The organism is Photorhabdus thracensis (assembly GCF_001010285.1).
In the GTDB taxonomy this organism is placed as follows: Bacteria; Pseudomonadota; Gammaproteobacteria; order Enterobacterales; family Enterobacteriaceae; genus Photorhabdus; species Photorhabdus temperata.
The window spans coordinates 2,483,108-2,503,917 of the sequence record NZ_CP011104.1 but is presented as its reverse complement, the minus strand read 5'-3'; the positions used below and the strand labels follow the sequence as shown (position 1 = coordinate 2,503,917).

Below are 20,810 nucleotides of genomic sequence, written 5' to 3'. Positions count from 1 at the left end.
GAGAGGCTTCGTATGTTCAGCAAGACTGCACTTCTTACGCTTGTCCCCTGGTAATGGCACTACTGGCAGACGCCGTACTACCGTTCCAAAGAAGGTGTTGGTCACGGTATAACTTCTCTACTACGCAAGAATGCAACCTATAACGGCACAACAGGTATTTTTATGTGCAGAGGTAACACAACATGCAACAAATAGTGAATCTATGGCCGTTGATTGGCATCGCGGTCATTGTAGTCGGCTTTCTACTGAAGTTTAACCCCGTATTGGTCGTCATTGTCGCCGGAATCATCACAGGGTTGGCGGCACATATGCCAATCACGAATATTCTGGAAAAATTAGGTTCCGGCTTCCTTAATACCCGAAATCTGCCATTGATCCTACTGCTGCCACTGGCAACTATTGGCCTTTTGGAGCGACACGGTTTAAAAGAGCAAGCTCAGACCTGGATTAGGAATATCAAAACAGCGACCGCCGGACGTCTGCTGATTGTCTATCTATTCATTCGTGAGGTAACAGCGGCACTCGGTCTGACCAGCCTGGGTGGACATCCGCAAATGGTGCGTCCATTGCTGGCCCCTATGGTGGAAGGCGCAACGGAAAACCGCCACCATGATCTGCCTGACGATGTGCGCTATCGCCTGCGTGCTATGTCAGCAGCCACCGACAATGTTGGCCTTTTCTTCGGTGAAGATATCTTTGTCGCCTTTGGGGCAATCATCTTTATGCATAACTTCATGCTGGAGTCCGGCGGCATCCAAACAGAACCACTGCATATCGCCATGTGGGGGATCCCTACTGCCATCTGCGCCTTCCTGATCCATGCTTTCCGTTTATCCCGCCTTGACCACCACATCGCGACTGAGCTGGCTGCCCTGAATAGCGTGGACCAAAATAAAAGGAAGGCAAGATAATGTTTCAACAACAGTATCTTTACTGGCTGGCTGGCGTGATCCTGCTGGCCGTAGCAGCAATGTCCTGGCGTGATCACACCAATCCCCGCCGCCTGACCACCAGCTTATTCTGGGCACTATACGGAATCGTGTTTCTGGTTGGTGACTGGACCTACCGTCTGATGGCGTTGTGGGCAGGCAACGAAGCTGAGGCACAAAAAATGCTGCATATCAGTGTGGGGCTGATCGTCGTGTTGATGGCGCTGATAGCCGGTCTTGGTGGTGTGCGACTCGGTAGCTACCACCAGCGCACGCCTCAGCAACGACAGGAAAGCGCCTCTCGCCTTGGCCATCGTATCTTCCTTCCCGCACTGGCGATTCCTATTGTCACTGTGGTGGGAGTGTTATTATTTAACCATATTCCTGGACTACAACAGGCATTATTCGGTACCGGCAACCACTCCACGCTGGTGACACTGTTTTCCATGACAGTAGGTTGTTTAACCGGATACGGCATTGCGTTGAAAATGACACGTGAAGGCATCACTCAATCAACCCAAGAAGCACGTCGCTTGCTGGATGCTATCGGCTGGGCGTTTATCCTGCCACAGATATTAGCTACGCTGGGACTCTTATTTACCATAGCAGGAGTAGGTACCGCCATTTCTCACCTGACTGAAAACTACCTGGCAGTCGATAACAGGTTTATCGCCGTCACGACATACGTGATCGGCATGGCGTTACTGACAATGGTGATGGGCAACGCCTTCGCCGCTTTCCCGATTGTTACCGCGGGGATCGGTATTCCAATTCTGGTGCTGCAACACGGCGGTAATCCGGCAGTGATGGCCGCCATCGGCATGTTCTCAGGCTATTGTGGAACATTGATGACCCCAATGGCAGCAAATTTCAACATCGTTCCCGCCGCACTGTTGGAATTGCCAAATCGCAATGCGGTCATTAAAGCACAAATCCCCACCGGAACGACGTTGTTGATTGCCAACGTTTTTCTTCTCTATTTTTTGATGTTTTTATAAGGGGATCACATGAGAACAGTTCTGATCACCGCGCGGGTAAACATCCCGGGCTTCTCACTGCATTTTTGAATATCATTTTATCGAGGGTAATTCTATGAAATTTATCGATTTAAACAGTGATCTTGGCGAAGGCTTTGGTCAGTGGAAAATGGGTGACGATAATGCCATGCTGAGCATTGTCACCAGTGCCAATGTAGCGTGTGGATTTCATGCCGGTGATCCTGCCGGGATTCTTCAAACCCTGAAAGCTGCCCATGAAAATCAGGTAGTTATTGGTGCCCATGTCTCCTATCCCGACCTTGTTGGATTTGGTCGCCGCAATATGGACATTTCCAGCAATGAACTGATCGCTGATGTTATTTACCAGATTGGCGCGCTGAAAGGTCTGGCAACAGCAGCAGGAACTACCGTGAGTTATGTTAAACCACACGGTGCGCTGTATAACACCATTGCCAACGATGAGTACCAGGCACTTGCCGTTATTACAGCAATTCGTGAAGTGGATGACAACTTGGCGCTGATTGGATTAGCTGGTTCAAGAATTTTGGATTTGGCGAGGGAAAAAGGCTTACGTACCGTTGCCGAAGCCTTTGCCGACAGAGCTTACACGCCACAAGGCACGCTGGTTTCCCGGCGGGAAAAAGGGGCGGTACTGCATGATACCAACGAGATCGCCCGACGCATGTTGCAACTGGTCACCGAAGGGGGCGTTGATGCGATTGATGGCAGCTTTACACACATTCAGGCGGACTCCATTTGTGTTCATGGTGACAGCCCCGGTGCGGTGGAAATGGCACGTCAGGTGAAAATAACCCTGCAACAAGCCGGGATCACCGTACAGTCCTTTATTCAAACCAACAAGTAATCATTAGCATCACGCGCCTTCTTACATCGCTTATCATGCTCAGGAGTGCCTAGTGCGTTTTTTACCTGTTAATTTGAATGCCATTATTGTCGAACTTTGCGATCTGGATGAAACCCTTGCGTTATTTGATTCACTTAACGCCAGCCCAATTCCAGGCATAGAAGAAATTATTCCAGCGGCCAGAACACTTCTGATTCGATTTCGTCCCAATGTCGTTTCCGCAGTCAAACTTGCCAGGAAAATCAGTGGCCACAGCCTGAACACACGGAATAAAACAACCGGGAAACTCGTTGAAATCCCAGTGTATTACAATGGTGAAGATCTGGTTGAAGTGGCTGAAATCCTTGGTATCACTACACAGGAAGTCATCAAACAACATACAGAAAGTGAATACACGGTTGCTTTTACCGGATTCGCCCCTGGATTTGCTTATTTAGTGGCAGACTCTGATCTTTTGCGTGTTCCTCGCCGGATGACACCAAGAGCCCGCATCCCGGCGGGATCGGTAGGGCTGGCAGGAGAATTCAGTGGAATATACCCACAAGCCAGTCCGGGAGGATGGCAAATTATCGGCACCACACCAGAACGCATGTGGGATCTCTCGCGTTATCCCCCTGCCCTGTTGCAACCGGGTTTTCGAGTACGTTTCAGAGATAAAGGCAAAGGCGCAACAATAGCCGTCACCCAACCGGAAAATCCTGTTGTCCACACAGAAGACGACATATCTTCACAGGTTAATAAACATTCATCACTGGAAATCTTATCAACCGGGATACAAACACTTTTTCAGGATTTAGGGCGTTCAGGGCAAGCGGGTTTAGGTATTTCCACTGCTGGCGCACTGGATAAAACAGCGTTGCGAAGTGCAAATCGTATCGTCGGTAATCCTTCGGATAACGCCTGTCTGGAAATTGCAGAAGGCGGATTAGGCTTCATCTCTCATGGCAACGTCATTATCGCTGTCACAGGCGCGGACTGCCCGATCACGGTCCAAACGGTATATGGCCGGAGATTTCAGGTTAATGGCTACCAACCTGTTGATCTGAGTGATGGTGACAAAGTAATGCTGGGCACGCCCAGAGCAGGAGTTCGTTGTTATTTGGCAGTCCGTGGCAGTTTTGCCAACAAGCCGATTCTCTCCAGCCTCTCTTACGATACGCTGGCGCACATTGGCCCCAAACCCATCGCTACAGGCGATATTCTGGACATTCTTACTACCACGCGGGGTTCCACTGTATCAATGAACGAAAGCCCGGCTTTCAATATGCCTGCCGCTGACGATATCGTCACACTGGATATTATTCTCGGGCCACGTACCGACTGGTTCACCGCAGAAGCGCTATCCCTGTTACAAAGCCAGCTCTGGCAGGTCTCACCACAATCTAACCGGGTAGGCATTCGCCTGAATGGAGACACACCGTTATCGCGTTTCAACCATGAAGAGTTACCCAGTGAGGGAACTTCCGCTGGCGCTATTCAAGTCCCCGCCAGTGGACAACCGGTTCTGTTTTTGGCGGATCACCCTTTGACCGGCGGCTATCCCGTCATTGGTTCGGTTGCCAGTTACCATCTTGATCTGGCCGGACAAATTCCTGTCAATGCCCGTATCCGCTTCAACCCAATCAGTGAATTTCAAGAAATAAAAGGGAGTGATTGCTGCTTATGAGTACTGCAATAACTTTGAATAATAAAGAAAACCACATGAAAAAAGTTTTGATCGCGAACCGCGGTGAAATTGCCGTCCGCATCATCCGTGCCTGCCGGGATTATGGCTTACACGCCATTGCCGTTTACGCTGATTCCGATATCAATGCGCAACATGTACAACTGGCTGATGAAGCTTATGGTCTGGGCGGAAACAGCCCCGCTGACACTTATCTTAATATTCCCCGCCTGCTGGATATTGCTAAACGTTCAGGTGCCAGCATGGTACACCCAGGTTATGGATTCCTGTCCGAACGGGCAGAATTCGCCCGCGCAGTCATTGATGCCGGGTTAATCTGGATTGGCCCGGAGCCAGAAACAATTGATATTCTGGGGGACAAAGTTAAAGCGCGTAAAATTGCCCAACGCGTAGGCGCACCACTGGTTTCAGGGACAGAAGAACCGGTGAAAAACGCGGAAGAAGCGCTGACATTTGCTGAAGAACATGGTCTGCCAATTGCAATCAAAGCGGCCTATGGCGGTGGTGGACGCGGCATGAAAGTCGCGTGGCGGCTGGATGAGGTAACAGAATGCTATAATTCAGCCGTTCGTGAAGCAACCGCAGCCTTTGGCCGTGGAGAATGCTTTATTGAACAGTTTCTGGATAAGCCTCGTCATATTGAAGCGCAAATCCTGGCTGATAAACACGGCAATGTAGTAGTACTCGGCACACGTGATTGCTCACTGCAACGGCGCAATCAAAAGCTGGTGGAAGAGGCACCAGCCCCTTTTCTGACCGATAATCAGCGCCAGCGTATTCATCAGGCAGCACAGGATATTTGTGGCGAAGCCCGTTATACCGGAGCAGGTACGGTAGAGTTTTTGCTCAGTGCAGACGGAACTATTTCATTTCTAGAAGTAAATACTCGCTTGCAAGTCGAACATCCTGTAACCGAAGAAACCACAAGTATCGACATTGTGATAGAACAGTTCAGAATTGCTGAAGGTAAACCTTTATCATTAACAACAACCCCAATTCCATCAGGGCACTCCTTTGAATTTCGTATTAACGCAGAGGATGCGGGTAAAGGATTTTTGCCCACACCGGGAACCGTGACACTATTTTCTCCGCCTTCTGGCCCTGGAATAAGATTAGATTCCGGGGTTGTGGCTGATTCCATCGTTCCCGCAACCTTCGATTCACTGATGGCTAAGTTGATCGTCACTGGAGCAACACGCCAGCAAGCTATTGCCCGGGCGCGGCGTGCATTACAGGAGTTCAATATTGAAGGCGTTGCATCGGTACTGCCTTTTCATCGGGCAGTAATAGAACATCCCGATTTTACTTCTGATAACACATTCAAGATTCATACACGTTGGATCGAAACCGACTTTATCAACGATGTAAAAATATCTCCGCGCCAGGAAAATCAGCATCAAGAAAAGATAACACGCACTTTTATTGAAATCGATGGCCGCCGACACGAATTGGGGTTACCTGCCGGATTATTGGCAGGGCTTTCATTGTCTGAGCTTGGGCAAGACTCTGTCACTAGGGACAAAAACAATGAAACTGAGGACACAATGGCCGCACCTAATCAGGTATCAGCCCCAATATCAGGCGTTTTACAATCCTGGTATGTGCAGGAAGGTGATGAAGTTAAACAAGGTGATGTCATTGCTGTGATGGAAGCCATGAAGATGGAAACACAACTGACTGCACATCGTTCCGGGAAAATCGCGATCCATGCGGAAGAAAGCTCTTATCAACAAGCGGGCAGTGTGCTGGCGAGTATTAGTGGTGGAAGTTAATCATGGCACTGTCAGGTTAATTTCTAAGAAGCTGACTTGACACTACACCCACATTGCCCAATAATCCATATTGTACGGAAATTCTCCGTACAATATAAAAAAAGGGGAAAATTATGGTTACAGCAAGATTAGATTTGCGCCTGGATGAAGAGATTAAAGCGAAAGCAGAGAAAGCATCTGCACTATTAGGTATGAAAAGCCTGACAGAGTATGTTGTACATCTGATGCAAAGAGATGCTAATCAAGTCATTTCTGAATACGAAAGAATGACTATTAAAGGTGATATTTTTGATCATTTCGTCAATGCCTGCAAACAGGCTAAAAAACCGAATAAAGCATTATTAAACGCGGTTGCCTTTACTAAAGAGCAGGAAGTCAAGTGAGCTGGTCTAAGTCATTCATTGAGCTAAATAAAAAAACGCATGATCGTTTAGCCTTTGATTGTAGCGAGTATGAACTCAACACTTTCATTAAAACTCAGGCAGCAAAGCACATGCAGGCAGGTATCAGCCGTACAATGGTTTTACCTGCCACGACAACTTTACCAAATCAGCTTTATCCCATTTGTTCATTTTATTGTGTAGCGCCAAGTTCTATTGAAAGAGATACGCTTCCGAAGGAACAAGCAAAGAAACTACCACACTACCCCATACTTGTATTTTTGTTAGCTCAATTAGCTGTACATAAAACTTATCATGGTCAGGGATTAGGGAAAATTACTCTTATAAAATCACTCGAATACCTTTGGGAAATTAATCATCATATGCCTGCGTATGCGGTAATTGTTGACTGCCTAAATGATGCTGATCAGACATTTTATTCTCAATATGGTTTTGAACTCTTATGCAATCAAAAGAATAAAGCTCGTTTATTCTTACCCATGAAAACGATTTCTCAAATTTTTTAAACTATATACTTCAATTATAAGTCAAAAAATTATTACATTTAATAATAAACCTGTAAAAACGCCAACAAAGTTATGAATACTAAGAATAATAAAAAAATAATTTATAATTACACAAATGATGATAAAGAGAATATATTTTATTTTTATGAGCATTCAAAATAAATAATCAGTGACAAACAGAATAAATAACATTTCATAATTTTGCTACACATGGCCTTCTTCAACCCATTGTTATAAATAAGTTTTCATAATTATGCTCCACTTCCAACCAGCCCTTGTGTACCAAGATATACAGCCTTTTCATCCAAGTGGTCTGTAGAATCAATGAGATAGGCTACAGAACCAATGTTGTTCAAAAAGAAAACAAAAGGCATAGGTGTATCAGTATTATGGAAAGCTATTTATATAGAATTATGAGTAGTATAAGATGTAGCGCTATTTTGGAATCTTATTTATAACTTGTGATTATTTTCATATATATTTAAACAATAAAAAATAATTAATTTCCCATAAATTACCGACTATATAATATTAAATATTGAATTTCATCAACAGATAATATAAATATTAGTCACGAAAGAATAAAAACAAATAATAAAAATCACTCCGCAACTCCAACAAATCAGTAAGACATTGATATATTTAAAAATTAAATACCAGAAATTAATAAAAACATTAGAGACCACATATTGACACTTTTAATAAAAACATTAAATAAAATTTATAATTTCAATTTAACCATAATAAAAATCAACTTACAAAGAGATAATAAACATTGTTTGATAAAAATCAAACACATCATTCCATACAGTAATTAGTCATATATTTACCCACATCTTTTTAATAGTAAATAAAATAACCCTTCAATAACAATATTATATAATCACTTAGTGATTTTATATTTTGTTGGTAATCGTAACCACAGACAATTTAAACATTATTAATAAATTCACATATAATTTTTCACAATACCTTTTTATATAGATTCGCATCACAATTTCAATATTATTCAATAAAATAATTGCATTTTTCATTAAGCGCAATAATATATTAATAGTAGAATAAAATTCTTATTTACAATATTCTTCAATGATTCATAAGGAAATTAATATGAAAGTAAATTTAGAAGCATTGATTAAAAAGGGGAAAATATTAATTACTGTAAATTATAGTAGTAGTGACGGATAAAATGGGCAAATAACCAGGAGAACAATGTGAGAACAAACGATTACGAATTGATGACTGCACCAAACAGCGCACCCGTAAAAATGTGGACTCATGGCGTACCAGTAGAAGCAGATGCTCGTGAACAACGACTGAACACAGCAAAAATGCCTTTTATATTCAGCCATTTGGCAGCTATGCTTGATGTACATATTGGTAAAGGCTCTTGGCAAAAACCGCCAGAAACCGTCGATCACCACTGGAGCATATTGCAGGCAGGCTTTAAACGCTTGACCGATAAATACCCACAATTACTGAAAACCAATAACTATCAACATTTAGGCACACTAGGTACCGGCAACCACTTTATCGAACTATGTCTGGATGAATCCGACCGGGTATGGGTGATGCTGCACAGCGGTTCACGTGGCGTAGGCAATGCCATTGGCAGCCTATTGGAATGCCGTAAGGATAGCGACGTCATCGACGAAATTCCGATGGCCTACAAAGACATTGAAGCTGTAATGGCCGCTCAGTCTTCACTGGTAGAAATCGTTCACACCCTGCGTCAAGTGGTTTGCGTAAAAGGATAATCACTATGAAAGAAAAATTTGGTGTCAGTGACACCATGAAACAACACATATGCCAAAAACTGGCGCAACTTGAGACGGAACAGCAAATACGAATACTCTATGCCTGCGAATCCGGTAGCCGCGGTTGGGGATTTGCCTCGACAAACAGTGATTACGATGTACGTTTTATCTATGTTCATACTCCATCATGGTACTTACGCGTTGACCCGCCAAGGGATGTGATCGAATTACCGATCAGCAACGAACTGGATATTTGTGGCTGGGAACTGCGTAAAACCCTGGGGCTGCTGAAACGAGCCAACCCGACCCTGATGGAATGGACTGATTCACCGGTGGTCTACCATGAGGATGCAGAGTTTATGACATCATTGCGCGCCCTACTGCCGGACTACTTTTCCAACAACAAAGCACGATATCACTATCTGTCAATGGCGAAGAAAAACTTCCGTGGTTATCTTCAAGGCGAAAAAATACGGCTGAAAAAATATCTTTATGTACTGCGCCCGCTGCTGGCTGTACGTTGGATAGAAGCCGGTAAAGGCGTACCACCAATGCGCTTCGACGTTCTGCTGGCGGGAACTGTTAAGGATGCAACTCTGATGCAAGAAATACAGACTCTGCTTGCTATCAAACGTAACGCCGACGAAACGGATTATGGCCCACGTTTTAAGCACATCCATAACTTTATCCGCCGCGAGCTGGATGATTCATTTACCCGCCGCGAATTGAAAAAAGATGAAAAACTTCTCCCGGATACTAAACTGGATTTGCTTCTGATGCGTACAGTACTTGGCAATAACAAAGAGCATTTATGTTGAAAGAATGGCTGAAAAAACTGTCCAATGACATAAGATCTCAACGACAAAGTTGAACGTTTACAAAGGACCAGTAAAACAGATTTTTACACCCTTGTTGACCTACAGCCAGTAATTTAAATAAGTTACTGGCTGTCAGCATATAGCTCATATTATCCCCAATAAAGGATAAATCAATTTTATCTCCTTAAGGGGATATTATAGAATCTATCGGCTTTAGAGGATAAAAATTCACTTTTTCTGGAAAGAATGAGATGTTTTTACTACCAGTAAACCTACCCCCAATGGAAGAATATTACCTAGACGACACACTGCACAAACGTGCAAAAAAAGTCAGCTATTGCTATATAGCCAGAAGCCGTCAGCCCTTTCCCAGAAAGCCAACATGGAATAGCAGAAGTATAGAGGTATTAGGATTAAGTTAGTTAGCTAAACTGTTTATAACAACATTAATATATTTCTTATATAGATTTATCCCAGTACTATATTCGACATTCTTCATTCCCAACACTTATATATATTTACATTATTAACATCAAATAACAGAAATTTACCTCAATAGTATATTCATTGCCATGAATATATTATTTCATAAGAATTCAGCCCCTGAAATCATAATCAACCAATAGCCATAATAAATAGCTTTCCATAATACTGATACACCTATGCCTTTTGTTTTCTTTTTGAACAACATTGGTTCTGTAGCCTATCTCATTGATTCTACAGACCACTTGGATGAAAAGGCTGTATATCTTGGTACACAAGGGCTGGTTGGAAGTGGAGCATAATTATGAAAACTTATTTATATTGACTCAATTATTACCTATTTAAATTAACTTTTATTTATAAATTAATAACCACCACTCATTGAAATTATTATCCAAATTAAAAATTAGACAGAGGCGATCTAAATAGTTACCTTACACCTTTATTATTATAACAAAACATTATCTCTAATATATTTTTCTATTTAATTCCTAGTAAATATAATATTTCATAGGCTAGTACCGGCTCCCCTTCATGAGATGCCCCTATTATATTAATTGAAAAAACTTAATATTATCCTTTTATCATTCCAATTACTTTTCCTGAGTTATAATTATCTTCATAAATATAATATTAGATATTCTTCTCTGCCCGTTACTTTCAACTAATTAATTTCTCTTTATTACCTAAAGTAATTTATAACCCACTTCTGGCAGAATATCATGGCATTCTCGCAACACACCAAGCACTAGCGCATGTTTCATTCAATTTACCCTAAGTTAAACCTTTAATTCTTCTGGGGTTCCATCTCTATACGGCACCAGCGTCGTCCTATCTTGCGAATCAACCGCACAATGATTATTACCAACAACAACCATAACCAAATCGCTGGTTGCCTTAATCGCGTGATCTATTTCCCCATTCACAAAATAACAAACTCCAGGCTCTATTTCATGCTTTTCACCGGCATAAATAACATAACCCGTTCCTGCGAGTACAAATAAGATATGATGCCCTAAGTGAGTATGATTTTGCATCCCTTCATTTTTACTGAAACGAATTAGATCAGCACCAAAACCATCAAACGAAACTAATCCCTCGCCCGTACCCATACTATTAACCATTTTGTGACTTCTAGCCATTGTATCTACAACGAGATGCTCACCGTTCCAGTGACAAAATCTATTTTTAATAAATTCCATATTACTCTCCTTTTATCTCTACAGATAAAATTTTATTTTAAAGTAACTATCATCTCTATTTATTAATTGAAATAACACTATCTACCTATCAAATAAAACAACATTTCCCAGTGATATTTCAATCACCACAAATAATATCGACAAATAAATTAACTGATTATTAACAATATATCAAATAGAAATATGTAATTCCATAGAAGTATTTTACAAAAACTCACACTGTGATAGCGGTCACTATAAAACTTTTATTTTAAAGATCATCGCAGAAGATAATTTCCCTATAAAATAATCTCAATAAAAAGTTAGATTAATTACATTATTAAGTTAGGACAATAATAGCGCTAATTAAATCAACCTTAGTTATGCCTAAAAACAGCTATTCTTTTTTTTAGTTAAAAAATATATACAATTAATCCCGCTGCCACTTTCAGGAAAAAGCTTATTGAACGACAGTGCCCCAAATACTCCATTTGAGAAATATTCTTTAACTGCTCAGACATCGTTTCCACAGTCAGCAACGGATTAGCTCTTTGTTCCCTGCATCATTCTGCGTTCGATATGGGTGCAATTGGGCTGGATGATAATATGAAATTACTGGTTTCTGAAGGTGTTAATGGCAGTCATATGGTTGAGCGATTGTTCTGGGATTTTGCAGGGCATTCTCTATTATTACCCAAAAACCGGGAACATTACCCTTTAGAACTCTTTGTCAAATGGCATCAGGAACAGGTGTTTAGGAGATAATTTTGGATATGTTAGAATTTTCCCCTAATGTATTCGTTCATTTCTTTTGCCATTAAATTTTCTGTCATATGCAACATAATCATGCAACAAGACACGAAATGCGTTCATAGTTCTTGCGACCAGCTTCGCATCATGGACAATAGAGAAAAAACTTCAGGTAGAAAAACAATGACTAACTTTTCTTCAATGGCCGCCTTTTTGTGGTCTGTCGCTGACCTTTTGCGCGGTGATTTCAAACAATCCCAGTATGGGCGCGTCATCTTACCGTTTACAGTGTTACGCCGTCTTGAGTGTGTACTGACACCAACCAAGCCAGCAGTATTAGACAAAGTGGCTCAATCTGAAAAAATGGTTGAAAACGCAGCGGAAAAAATCCTGCGTCATGCGGCCAAACAGCATTTCTATAACACTTCACCACTGGATCTCAGCAAGTTGGGTGAAACTCAAACCCGCCTAAATCTGGAGCGTTACATCCGCTCCTTCAGCAGAGATGCGCGTGAAATCTTCGAACACTTCAAGTTTACCGAATATCTGCAACAACTGGATGATGCCAATCTTCTGTATAAAGTTGTGAAACAGTTTGCCGAAGCCGATCTAAGTCCTGAGTCAGTCAGCAATCACGACATGGGGTTGATTTTTGAAGACTTGATCCGCCGCTTTGCGGAGAGTTCTAACGAGACTGCTGGGGAGCACTTTACTCCTCGCGATATAGTACGTCTTACAACTTCTCTGGTGTTTGCTGACGCTGATGATGTGTTAACTCAACCAGGACTGATTAAGCGCATTTATGATCCAACTGCCGGAACAGGTGGCTTTCTCTCTAGCGGAATGGAATATCTGCATGAGATTAACCCATCCGCCAGCCTGAAAGCCTACGGGCAAGAACTCAACCCTGAGTCATACGCCATCTGTAAAGCCGATATGCTCATCAAAGGTCAAGACATCAGTAACATTAAGCTGGGAAACACCCTGTCAGATGACCAGCTCTATGGCGAACGCTTTGACTACTGCCTGTCTAACCCACCGTTTGGCGTGGACTGGAAGAAAGTCGAGAAAACCATCCGTGACGAACAAAAACGTGGCTACGATGGCCGTTTTGGTGCAGGTTTACCGCGTGTGTCCGACGGTTCTCTACTGTTTCTAATGCACCTGATTAGCAAGATGAACGATAACAGCCGCATCGGTATCATCCTCAATGGTTCGCCGCTATTTACCGGCGGTGCAGGCAGTGGTGAGAGTGAAATTCGCCGCTACATACTGGAGCTGGATTTATTGGATGCCATTATCGCGCTACCGACTGATATGTTCTACAACACCGGCATTACCACCTATATCTGGATCTTGAGCAACCATAAGCCTCAGGAACGCAAGGGTAAAGTCCTGCTGATCAATGCCACCGATCAGTTTGACAGCATGCGTAAATCACTGGGTAGCAAGCGCCGTTATCTAACGGAAGAGCAAATCAGCGATATTGTGAATCTATATACCCGCTATCAACCAACCGCCAATGCCAAGCTGTTTAAAACTTCTGATTTTGGCTATCGCCGTATTACCGTTGAGCGTCCGTTGAAGTTGGCTTTTTATCCTCATGACCTTGAACGCCGAGAAGCGATGCTGGCGGACAAAGACTGGAACAAAGTGGATGAGCCACAAGCACTGCTAGCTGCATTAGATGCGATGGATGAGAAATACCTATCACGCGATAAATTCAAGAAATCCCTGCCGGTAAAAGTTTCCGCTGCGGTCTGGAAACTTCTGGTTAAACACCTGAGTGAACCCGATGACGATGCCGAAATTTGCAAAACTAAAGGCCAACCAGAAGCCGATACCAGCCTACGCGACTATGAAAACGTGCCACTGAGTGAATCCATCGACGATTACTTTGAACGTGAAGTCAAACCGCATGTGCCAGATGCCTGGATTGATACCAGCAAAACTGATGAGTATGACGGTCAAGTTGGTGTTGTTGGTTATGAGATTCCGTTTAACCGCCACTTCTACCAATATCAGCCACCTCGTTCACTGGAAGCAATTGATGCTGATCTGGATAAAGTTAGCAAAGAAATTATGATGTTGCTGGCGGAGGTACATTCTTAATGACGAAGTATAGGGCATATCCGGAGTATAAAGATTCTGGGATTGAGTGGTTGGGGGACGTTCCAATTAATTGGAACGTAATACGTTTAAAATTTCTATGTAAAACTACGACTGGGGACAAAGATACAATTCACAAAACAGAATTGGGGAAATATCCATTTTTTGTTCGTTCCGAAACTGTCGAAAAAATTAACACATATTCATTTGATGGTGAAGCTGTATTAACTGCTGGTGATGGTGCAATAGGTAAAATATTTCACTATATAAATGGAAAATTTGACTTTCACCAGAGAGTTTATAAATTTAGTAACTTTAAAAAAATCAATGGCGATTTTTTCTATTTTTATATAAGTAATAACCTCGCACATGAAGTCGTTAAATTATCAGCTAAAACTACAGTTGATTCTCTTCGACTTCCAATGTTGGAAAACTTTGTTTTTTCTTTTCCTGATTATTCCACACAAAGAATAATTGTTAAATTTTTAAAGGAAGAAACCACCAAAATCGACCAACTTATCGCCCAGCAAATGCAACTGATAGAATTACTTAAAGAAAAACGTCAGGCGGTTATTTCTCATACAGTAACTAAGGGACTAAATCCAGATGCAAAAATGAAGAATTCCGGGGTTGAGTGGCTAGGGGAAATACCGGAGCATTGGGAGATAACACCATTACGATATTTAGGTACCTGCCAAAACGGAATAAATATTGGTGCTGAATTTTTTGGTAGCGGACACCCATTTGTTAGCTATGGTGATGTTTATAATCATCGTATTTTACCATATGAAGTTCACGGAAAAGTTCAATCAACAATAAGAGATCGTGAGAATTACTCTGTCCAGCGTGGTGATGTTTTCTTCACAAGAACATCAGAAACAGTCGAGGAAATCGGCTTCTCATCAACATGCTTATCTACTATTCAGCATGCAACTTTTGCAGGTTTTTTAATTCGTCTTAGACCATTACAAGAAATTATTGAGCCAGAGTTTTCAATGTTTTATTTTTCTAATAGCTTATTGCGAATTTTCTTCGTCAAAGAAATGAACTTGGTAACACGTGCATCGTTGAGTCAGGATCTTCTAAAAGCACTTCCCGTTATATTACCTCCTGCCGAAGAACAAAAAGAAATAGCATCATTTTTAGATAAAAAAGTTAAAATTTTCCAACAGTTAATTAAAAATGCTGATATCGCGATTCATTTACTCAAAGAACGTCGCTCCGCCCTTATCTCTGCCGCAGTCACCGGTAAAATCGACGTACGCGACTGGCAACCCCCTAAGGATGCTGTATGAGCGATATCCAGCTGTTTCGCTACAACACAGCCGGTGTAACAGAACTCCCAGGCAAAGCAGCAGCCATTGAAAAAAATCTGCAATCACTGATCGAATCCCATATGGACGCCTTTTTGGGCGTCCGATTCTTGGCGACGGAATACAATACCGGCAAAACACATCGCGGACGTATTGATTCACTGGGACTGGACGAAAATAACTGTCCAGTCATTATCGAATATAAGCGGCACAGCAATGAGAACGTAATTAATCAGGGACTGTTTTACCTCGACTGGCTGCTGGATCATCAAGCAGAATTCCGCTGGCTTGTGATGGATAAACTAGGTAAAGAAACTGCCGAGAATATCGACTGGTCTGGTATCCGCCTGCTTTGCATTGCTGCTGATTTTAATAAATATGATGAACATGCTGTACAGCAAATAAACCGTAATATCAGCCTAATCCGCTATAAATTATTTAGCCCGGATTTGCTGATGTTTGAGCTGGTGAATGCTGTGGTGGATAACAGTATTCAGGCTGTAAGCCATGAGATCAACGCGGTTAATACCAAACGTCATACCCGCAGCCATCAGGAACAGCTTGCTTCCGCTTCTCAACCACTTACCAATTTATACGAGCAACTAAAAAGCTACGTGATGTCACTAGGTGATGAAGTTCAGTACAAGGAACTTAAATTGTATGGCGCGTTTCGCCGGATCCGTAATTTTGTCTGCGCCGCCGTTTACCCGATAACCGATCCCCACATTCGCATGTGGCTTAAGCTCAATCCGAACAACATTAATCTCGAAGAAGGGTTCAGCCGCGATGTAACCCATATCGGCCATTGGGGAACCGGCGATGTCGAGTTGATCGTTCGTAATGAACACGATCTGAATAAAGCAAAAATCCTTATTGAACAGGCTTATCAGGAGAATTAATTTTGGTATCTAAATCCGCAGAACTTTTATTCCAAAACAGCATTATCGACGACTTGCAATCTCAGGGCTGGCAGGTAGGCACCTCCGCAAATTATGACCGGGAACGTGCTTTATACCCAGAAGATGCGTTGACCTACGTGCAAGAAACCCAGCCCGATGCTTGGGAAAAGTTCTGTAGTATTTACCCAAAAGATACTGAAACGTATTTCTTTAATGCGATTGAAAAGCACCTGAACAACTACGGTACACTCTGGACACTGCGCCATGCAGTAAAAGATCGTGGAGCACGATTTGAGCTTTGCACCTTTAGGCCAGACCATGAACTTAATCCAGATTTACTGACTCGATATAAAGCCAATCGCCTGCGCGTAGTACCAGAGCTGATTTATTCCCCTAATGGCTACGATGGACGTATCGATCTGACGCTATTTGTCAACGGCCTGCCAGTAGCAACGATGGAACTCAAGTCTGCTTTCAAACAGACACTAGATACGGCAAAGCTCCAGTATATTAATGACCGTAAACCAAAGACTGGCAACAAGCCAGAACCATTATTAACCTTTAAACGTGGCGCACTAGTGCATTTTGCTGTCAGTCAGTATGAAGTGGCGATGACCACCAAATTGGATGGCAAAAAAACCTTCTTCCTACCCTTTAACCGTGGTACTGCTGACGGCGGTGCAGGTAACGACCAATCTGACAACAGTTATGCCACCAGTTATCTGTGGCAGGAGATCCTACAACCGGATAACTGGTTACGCACTCTGCATCGTTATCTACATCTGGAAAGTAAATGTGTTGATGACCCACTGGGTCGCCAGCAAATCAAAGAAGCTCTGATATTCCCGCGTTACCACCAGTGGAACGCCGTTCAATCTGTGCTAACAGCGGTGCAGATAGAAGGTACTGGTAAAAAATACCTGATTCAACACAGTGCAGGCTCTGGTAAATCCAATTCTATTGCGTGGCTATCACACCAGTTAGCTACACTTTACCGCCCAGATGGACACAAAATCTTTAACTCGGTAATTGTGATTACCGATCGCACGGTGCTCGACAGCCAATTACAAGACACCATTTACCAATTTGAACATACATCCGGTGTCATTAGCCGCATTAACCGTGAAGAATCCGGCAGCAAATCGTCTCAGCTGGCTGAAGCACTTTCGCAAGGTACGCCGATTATTATCGTCACCATCCAAACCTTCCCACATGTATTAAAAGCCATTCAGGAAACCTCCGGATTAAAGGGCCAGACCTTTGCCGTTATCGCGGATGAAGCACACTCCAGCCAAACCGGCAGCACAGCACGCCAATTACGTGAAGTGCTGATGGCAGAGAAAATCGATGAAGAAGAGATGGATGGACAAGACGTACTAAACGCGACACTGGAGGCTCGTCGTGGCTCAACAAATATCAGCTATTTTGCTTTTACTGCAACCCCCAAGGCAAAAACCCTTGAGCTGTTTGGACGCCCTCCTCACTCAAATATGCCACTGGCAAATGATAATAAACCTAAGCCATTTCATCTCTACTCCATGCGCCAAGCGATTGAAGAAGGTTTTATTCTTGACGTACTAAAGAATTACACCAGCTATGGTCAAGCGTACAAACTGGCACTAGAAGCGGAAGATAAAGAAGTCGACAGAAAGAAAGCCAAAACCCAACTCAATAAATGGGTACGACTCCATCCACATAACATCGCGCAGAAAGCACAAGTGATCATTGAACACTTTCGTGAAAATGTGGCAAAACTACTCAACCATGAAGCCAAAGCTATGGTGGTAACCAGCAGCCGATTGGAAGCAGTAAAATATAAGCAAGCTTTTGATCGTTACGTCACTGAAAAAGGCTATAAGCGCCTCACCGCCATAGTGGCATTTTCAGGCGAAGTGGTTGATGGGGGAGAAAGCTACACCGAGAATTCAATGAACCCCAGCCTGAAAGGGCGCGATATGCGTAAAGCCTTTGATACTGACGATTATCAGGTGATGTTGGTGGCGAATAAATTCCAGACTGGCTTTGATCAACCGAAGCTGGTAGCGATGTATGTCGACAAAAAGCTTAAAGGTGTGGATTGTATTCAAACCCTTTCACGCCTTAATCGCACCTATCCCGGCAAAGATACCACTTACGTGTTGGACTTTGTTAACAACCCGCAGGATGTACTGGCAGAGTTTAAGGAATACTACCAAAACGCCGAACTCGTGACGGTATCAGATCCAAATCTGGTTTATGCTATTTATCACAAACTCAACGAACAACACATCTGGCAATGGAACGAGGTCACAAACTTCTCAGATGCTTACTTTGACCCCAAACGTGGGCCAGAAGCGTTAACTGCTTACTGTAAACCTGCTGTTGATCGTTTCACTAAACGTTACCGTTCTGCAATGGATGTGCTACGCGATGCCCTCTCAACCTTAGAGCAAGCAAAGAAAAGCGGCGATGAGACTTGGAGAGTGAACTGTGAACGCAGCTTGAAGCAGTCACGAGAAGCAAAGGATGTGTTGGATACCTTTAAAAAGGATATGAACAGCTTTACCCGTTTCTACGAATTCGCTTCACAGATTGTCGACCTGCATGACGAGGATCTGGAACGATTAAACGTTTTTGCTCGTCACCTGCTACCACTACTACGTGAAGAACGTCTGGATGACGATCTGGATATCAGCCAGATACAGCTGACTCATTACCGTTTATGGGAAAAACGTACCCAGGATCTGAAGCTTCAGGAAGGTGGTGAAGGATTAAAAGGCATCACAAGCGTCGGTGGTTCAACCTCTCAACGTCCGAAAGACTTACTTTCACACATTCTTGAGCAGATGAATGACTTGTTCGGTGCAGAAACCACCGAAGGCGATAAGCTCACCTGGCTTTATGGTGCCGCGACTAAAGTTTCTGAGAATGAATCAGTTATGGCACAACTATTGAATAACAGCGTTGATCAGATCATGCATGGTGATTTCCCTCATGCGGTAGAAAATGCAGTTATTGAAAGTATGGGTGCCTTTGAAAAGCACTCACATGCGTATCTGTCAGATCCGAATATTGCGCGTCTAGCGAATCAATTTATTCTTGAGGTTCTGATGAGAGGGCTGAAAGGGGGATGAGTTTTTCTTGGTCTAAATAAGCGCTTGCTTGAAACGGATATATAAGGTTAAGGATATAGAAAAATGATGAATAACGATAACCACCAGCAAATGGTACGGATCTTACAAAGCTGGCATTTGATAGAGTTTTTTCAACCATACTCTTTACCAGATAAAGACACAGACAATGCGGGAAGAGTCAACGTTACTTTTGATGAATTAAAATACTCTCGTGAAAAAATTCTTCCCTGGTTAAGCCATCAAAGTCGACACAGTCTACGTATCAAAACCGATAAGGTCCGATACACACTTTACCTTAGTATCTTTGATAAATCGCTACTCAATAAAATTGCTGATGAATGTATCGCTTCAGAGACTAGGGGCTGTTGACGTTTTGAGAGGAATTACTGAACAGCATGATGATTTGGTATAATCGTTTTCGCCAAAAAATAACCAGACCTCACCATCATGCTGCGAACTATGTTAACAGATACACAATGGAATAAGCTATCTGCATTCATGCACCATACTGGATTTATTTACCACAAAACAAAACATCGTCAGGCGCTGGAAGGCATTCTTTATCGTATGAGAACAGGCATTCCGTGGCGCGACCTGCCTTCCGAATTCGGAAAATGGAATAGCGTCTTTCAACGTTTTAACGCTTGGTCAAAAAAGGGTGTTTTGTATTTAATGTTCAATTGGCTATCTAGATATTCTGATTCAGAGTGGTTGTTCATTGACGGGAGTATTGTTCGAGCCCATCAGCATAGTGCCGGAGCGACTTCTGAAGCGGATGAAGCGATTGGTCAAAGTCGTGGAGGACGTTCAACCAAAATCCATTTGGCTGTAGACAGTTACGGTTTACCTGTCCATTTCGAACTGTCTGGTGGTCAGGTCAATGATATTGTTCATGCGGAAAGTCTTGTATCTCAGTCACCTTTATCTGATTTTGTCATTGCTGATAAGGGATATGACAGTCAGGGTTTGAGAAGTGTTATCGAAGAGCAAAAGTCAGTTCCGGTGATCCCTTATCGCAAAAATAGCCGAAAATTAGGTCAAAAAATTGACAAATGTTTATATCGTTACCGACATTTGGTGGAAAATGCCTTTGCCAGAATCAAACATTTTCGTGCGATAGCAACAAGATACGACAAACTTGAACGGAATTACGCCAGCATGTTGGCACTGGCATTTATTATAGTCTGGTTGCCAATGTGGGCTGAATAAATGATGAACTCAAAACGTCAACA

Annotated in this window: 16 protein-coding genes and 1 pseudogene; 16 read left to right on the top strand and 1 reads right to left on the bottom strand. The window is 42.7% G+C overall.

Annotated features, from left to right (window positions below; genetic code table 11):
* Positions 1-182: 182 nt before the first annotated feature.
* The 9 genes from VY86_RS10810 to VY86_RS10770 all read left to right on the top strand — a co-directional run bounded on the left by VY86_RS10810 (position 183) and on the right by VY86_RS10770 (position 9,730).
* Entirely contained in the window at positions 183-911 is a 729-nt protein-coding gene (locus VY86_RS10810) for a DUF969 domain-containing protein (protein ID WP_046974946.1), read from the top strand.
* On the top strand, positions 908-1,927 hold the full coding sequence (locus VY86_RS10805) for a DUF979 domain-containing protein (RefSeq protein ID WP_158020028.1): 1,020 nt from the start codon (positions 908-910) through the stop codon (positions 1,925-1,927). Before VY86_RS10810 ends, VY86_RS10805 begins: the two co-directional genes overlap by 4 nt.
* Positions 1,928-2,021: 94 nt before the next feature.
* Positions 2,022-2,792 carry a LamB/YcsF family protein gene (locus VY86_RS10800; protein WP_046974944.1) on the top strand — a complete coding sequence of 257 codons (771 nt, stop codon included), beginning with the start codon at positions 2,022-2,024 and terminating at the stop codon, positions 2,790-2,792.
* A 52-nt stretch (positions 2,793-2,844) separates the two neighbouring features.
* The gene (locus VY86_RS10795) at positions 2,845-4,458 is read left to right on the top strand and encodes a 5-oxoprolinase subunit B/C family protein (RefSeq protein WP_046974943.1); all 1,614 of its coding nucleotides are present in this window, start codon (positions 2,845-2,847) and stop codon (positions 4,456-4,458) included.
* Positions 4,459-4,493: 35 nt separating this feature from the next.
* A complete protein-coding gene (locus VY86_RS10790) occupies positions 4,494-6,248 on the top strand; it encodes an acetyl/propionyl/methylcrotonyl-CoA carboxylase subunit alpha (protein WP_046976817.1) in 1,755 nt (584 codons plus the stop codon).
* Positions 6,249-6,361: 113 nt separating this feature from the next.
* Positions 6,362-6,631, top strand: coding sequence for a type II toxin-antitoxin system TacA family antitoxin (locus tag VY86_RS10785; RefSeq protein ID WP_046974942.1), 270 nt, complete (start codon positions 6,362-6,364; stop codon positions 6,629-6,631).
* Positions 6,628-7,155, top strand: a complete 528-nt coding sequence (locus VY86_RS10780; RefSeq protein WP_046974941.1) for a GNAT family N-acetyltransferase — start codon at positions 6,628-6,630, stop codon at positions 7,153-7,155. The genes VY86_RS10785 and VY86_RS10780 overlap by 4 nt, the downstream gene beginning before the upstream one ends.
* A gap of 1,214 nt (positions 7,156-8,369) precedes the next feature.
* Positions 8,370-8,912, top strand: a complete 543-nt coding sequence (locus VY86_RS10775; RefSeq protein WP_046974940.1) for an RtcB family protein — start codon at positions 8,370-8,372, stop codon at positions 8,910-8,912.
* Positions 8,913-8,917: 5 nt separating this feature from the next.
* On the top strand, positions 8,918-9,730 hold the full coding sequence (locus tag VY86_RS10770; RefSeq protein ID WP_046974939.1) for a nucleotidyltransferase domain-containing protein: 813 nt from the start codon (positions 8,918-8,920) through the stop codon (positions 9,728-9,730).
* A 1,262-nt stretch (positions 9,731-10,992) separates the two neighbouring features.
* On the opposite strand, the gene VY86_RS10765 is transcribed toward VY86_RS10770, so the two are convergent.
* Positions 10,993-11,415, bottom strand: coding sequence for a cupin domain-containing protein (locus tag VY86_RS10765; protein WP_046974938.1), 423 nt, complete (start codon positions 11,413-11,415; stop codon positions 10,993-10,995).
* A gap of 507 nt (positions 11,416-11,922) precedes the next feature.
* Here VY86_RS10765 and VY86_RS10760 point away from each other — a divergent pair.
* The 7 genes and pseudogenes from VY86_RS10760 to VY86_RS10730 all read left to right on the top strand — a co-directional run.
* A pseudogene (locus tag VY86_RS10760) lies at positions 11,923-12,159 on the top strand (HNH endonuclease); the annotation flags it as partial.
* 168 nt (positions 12,160-12,327) lie between these two features.
* On the top strand, positions 12,328-14,256 hold the full coding sequence (locus tag VY86_RS10755; protein ID WP_046974936.1) for a type I restriction-modification system subunit M: 1,929 nt from the start codon (positions 12,328-12,330) through the stop codon (positions 14,254-14,256).
* Positions 14,256-15,548: a restriction endonuclease subunit S gene (locus tag VY86_RS10750; RefSeq protein WP_046974935.1), complete on the top strand. Its 1,293-nt coding sequence runs from the start codon at positions 14,256-14,258 to the stop codon at positions 15,546-15,548. The genes VY86_RS10755 and VY86_RS10750 overlap by 1 nt, the downstream gene beginning before the upstream one ends.
* Positions 15,545-16,465: a DUF5655 domain-containing protein gene (locus tag VY86_RS10745; RefSeq protein ID WP_046974934.1), complete on the top strand. Its 921-nt coding sequence runs from the start codon at positions 15,545-15,547 to the stop codon at positions 16,463-16,465. The genes VY86_RS10750 and VY86_RS10745 overlap by 4 nt, the downstream gene beginning before the upstream one ends.
* The gene (locus VY86_RS10740) at positions 16,465-19,578 is read left to right on the top strand and encodes a type I restriction endonuclease subunit R (RefSeq protein ID WP_082111214.1); all 3,114 of its coding nucleotides are present in this window, start codon (positions 16,465-16,467) and stop codon (positions 19,576-19,578) included. Before VY86_RS10745 ends, VY86_RS10740 begins: the two co-directional genes overlap by 1 nt.
* 63 nt (positions 19,579-19,641) lie before the next feature.
* Positions 19,642-19,947: a hypothetical protein gene (locus VY86_RS10735; RefSeq protein ID WP_046974932.1), complete on the top strand. Its 306-nt coding sequence runs from the start codon at positions 19,642-19,644 to the stop codon at positions 19,945-19,947.
* A gap of 78 nt (positions 19,948-20,025) precedes the next feature.
* Positions 20,026-20,787 carry an IS5 family transposase gene (locus VY86_RS10730; protein ID WP_046974709.1) on the top strand — a complete coding sequence of 254 codons (762 nt, stop codon included), beginning with the start codon at positions 20,026-20,028 and terminating at the stop codon, positions 20,785-20,787.
* The last annotated feature ends 23 nt before the right edge of the window (positions 20,788-20,810 follow it).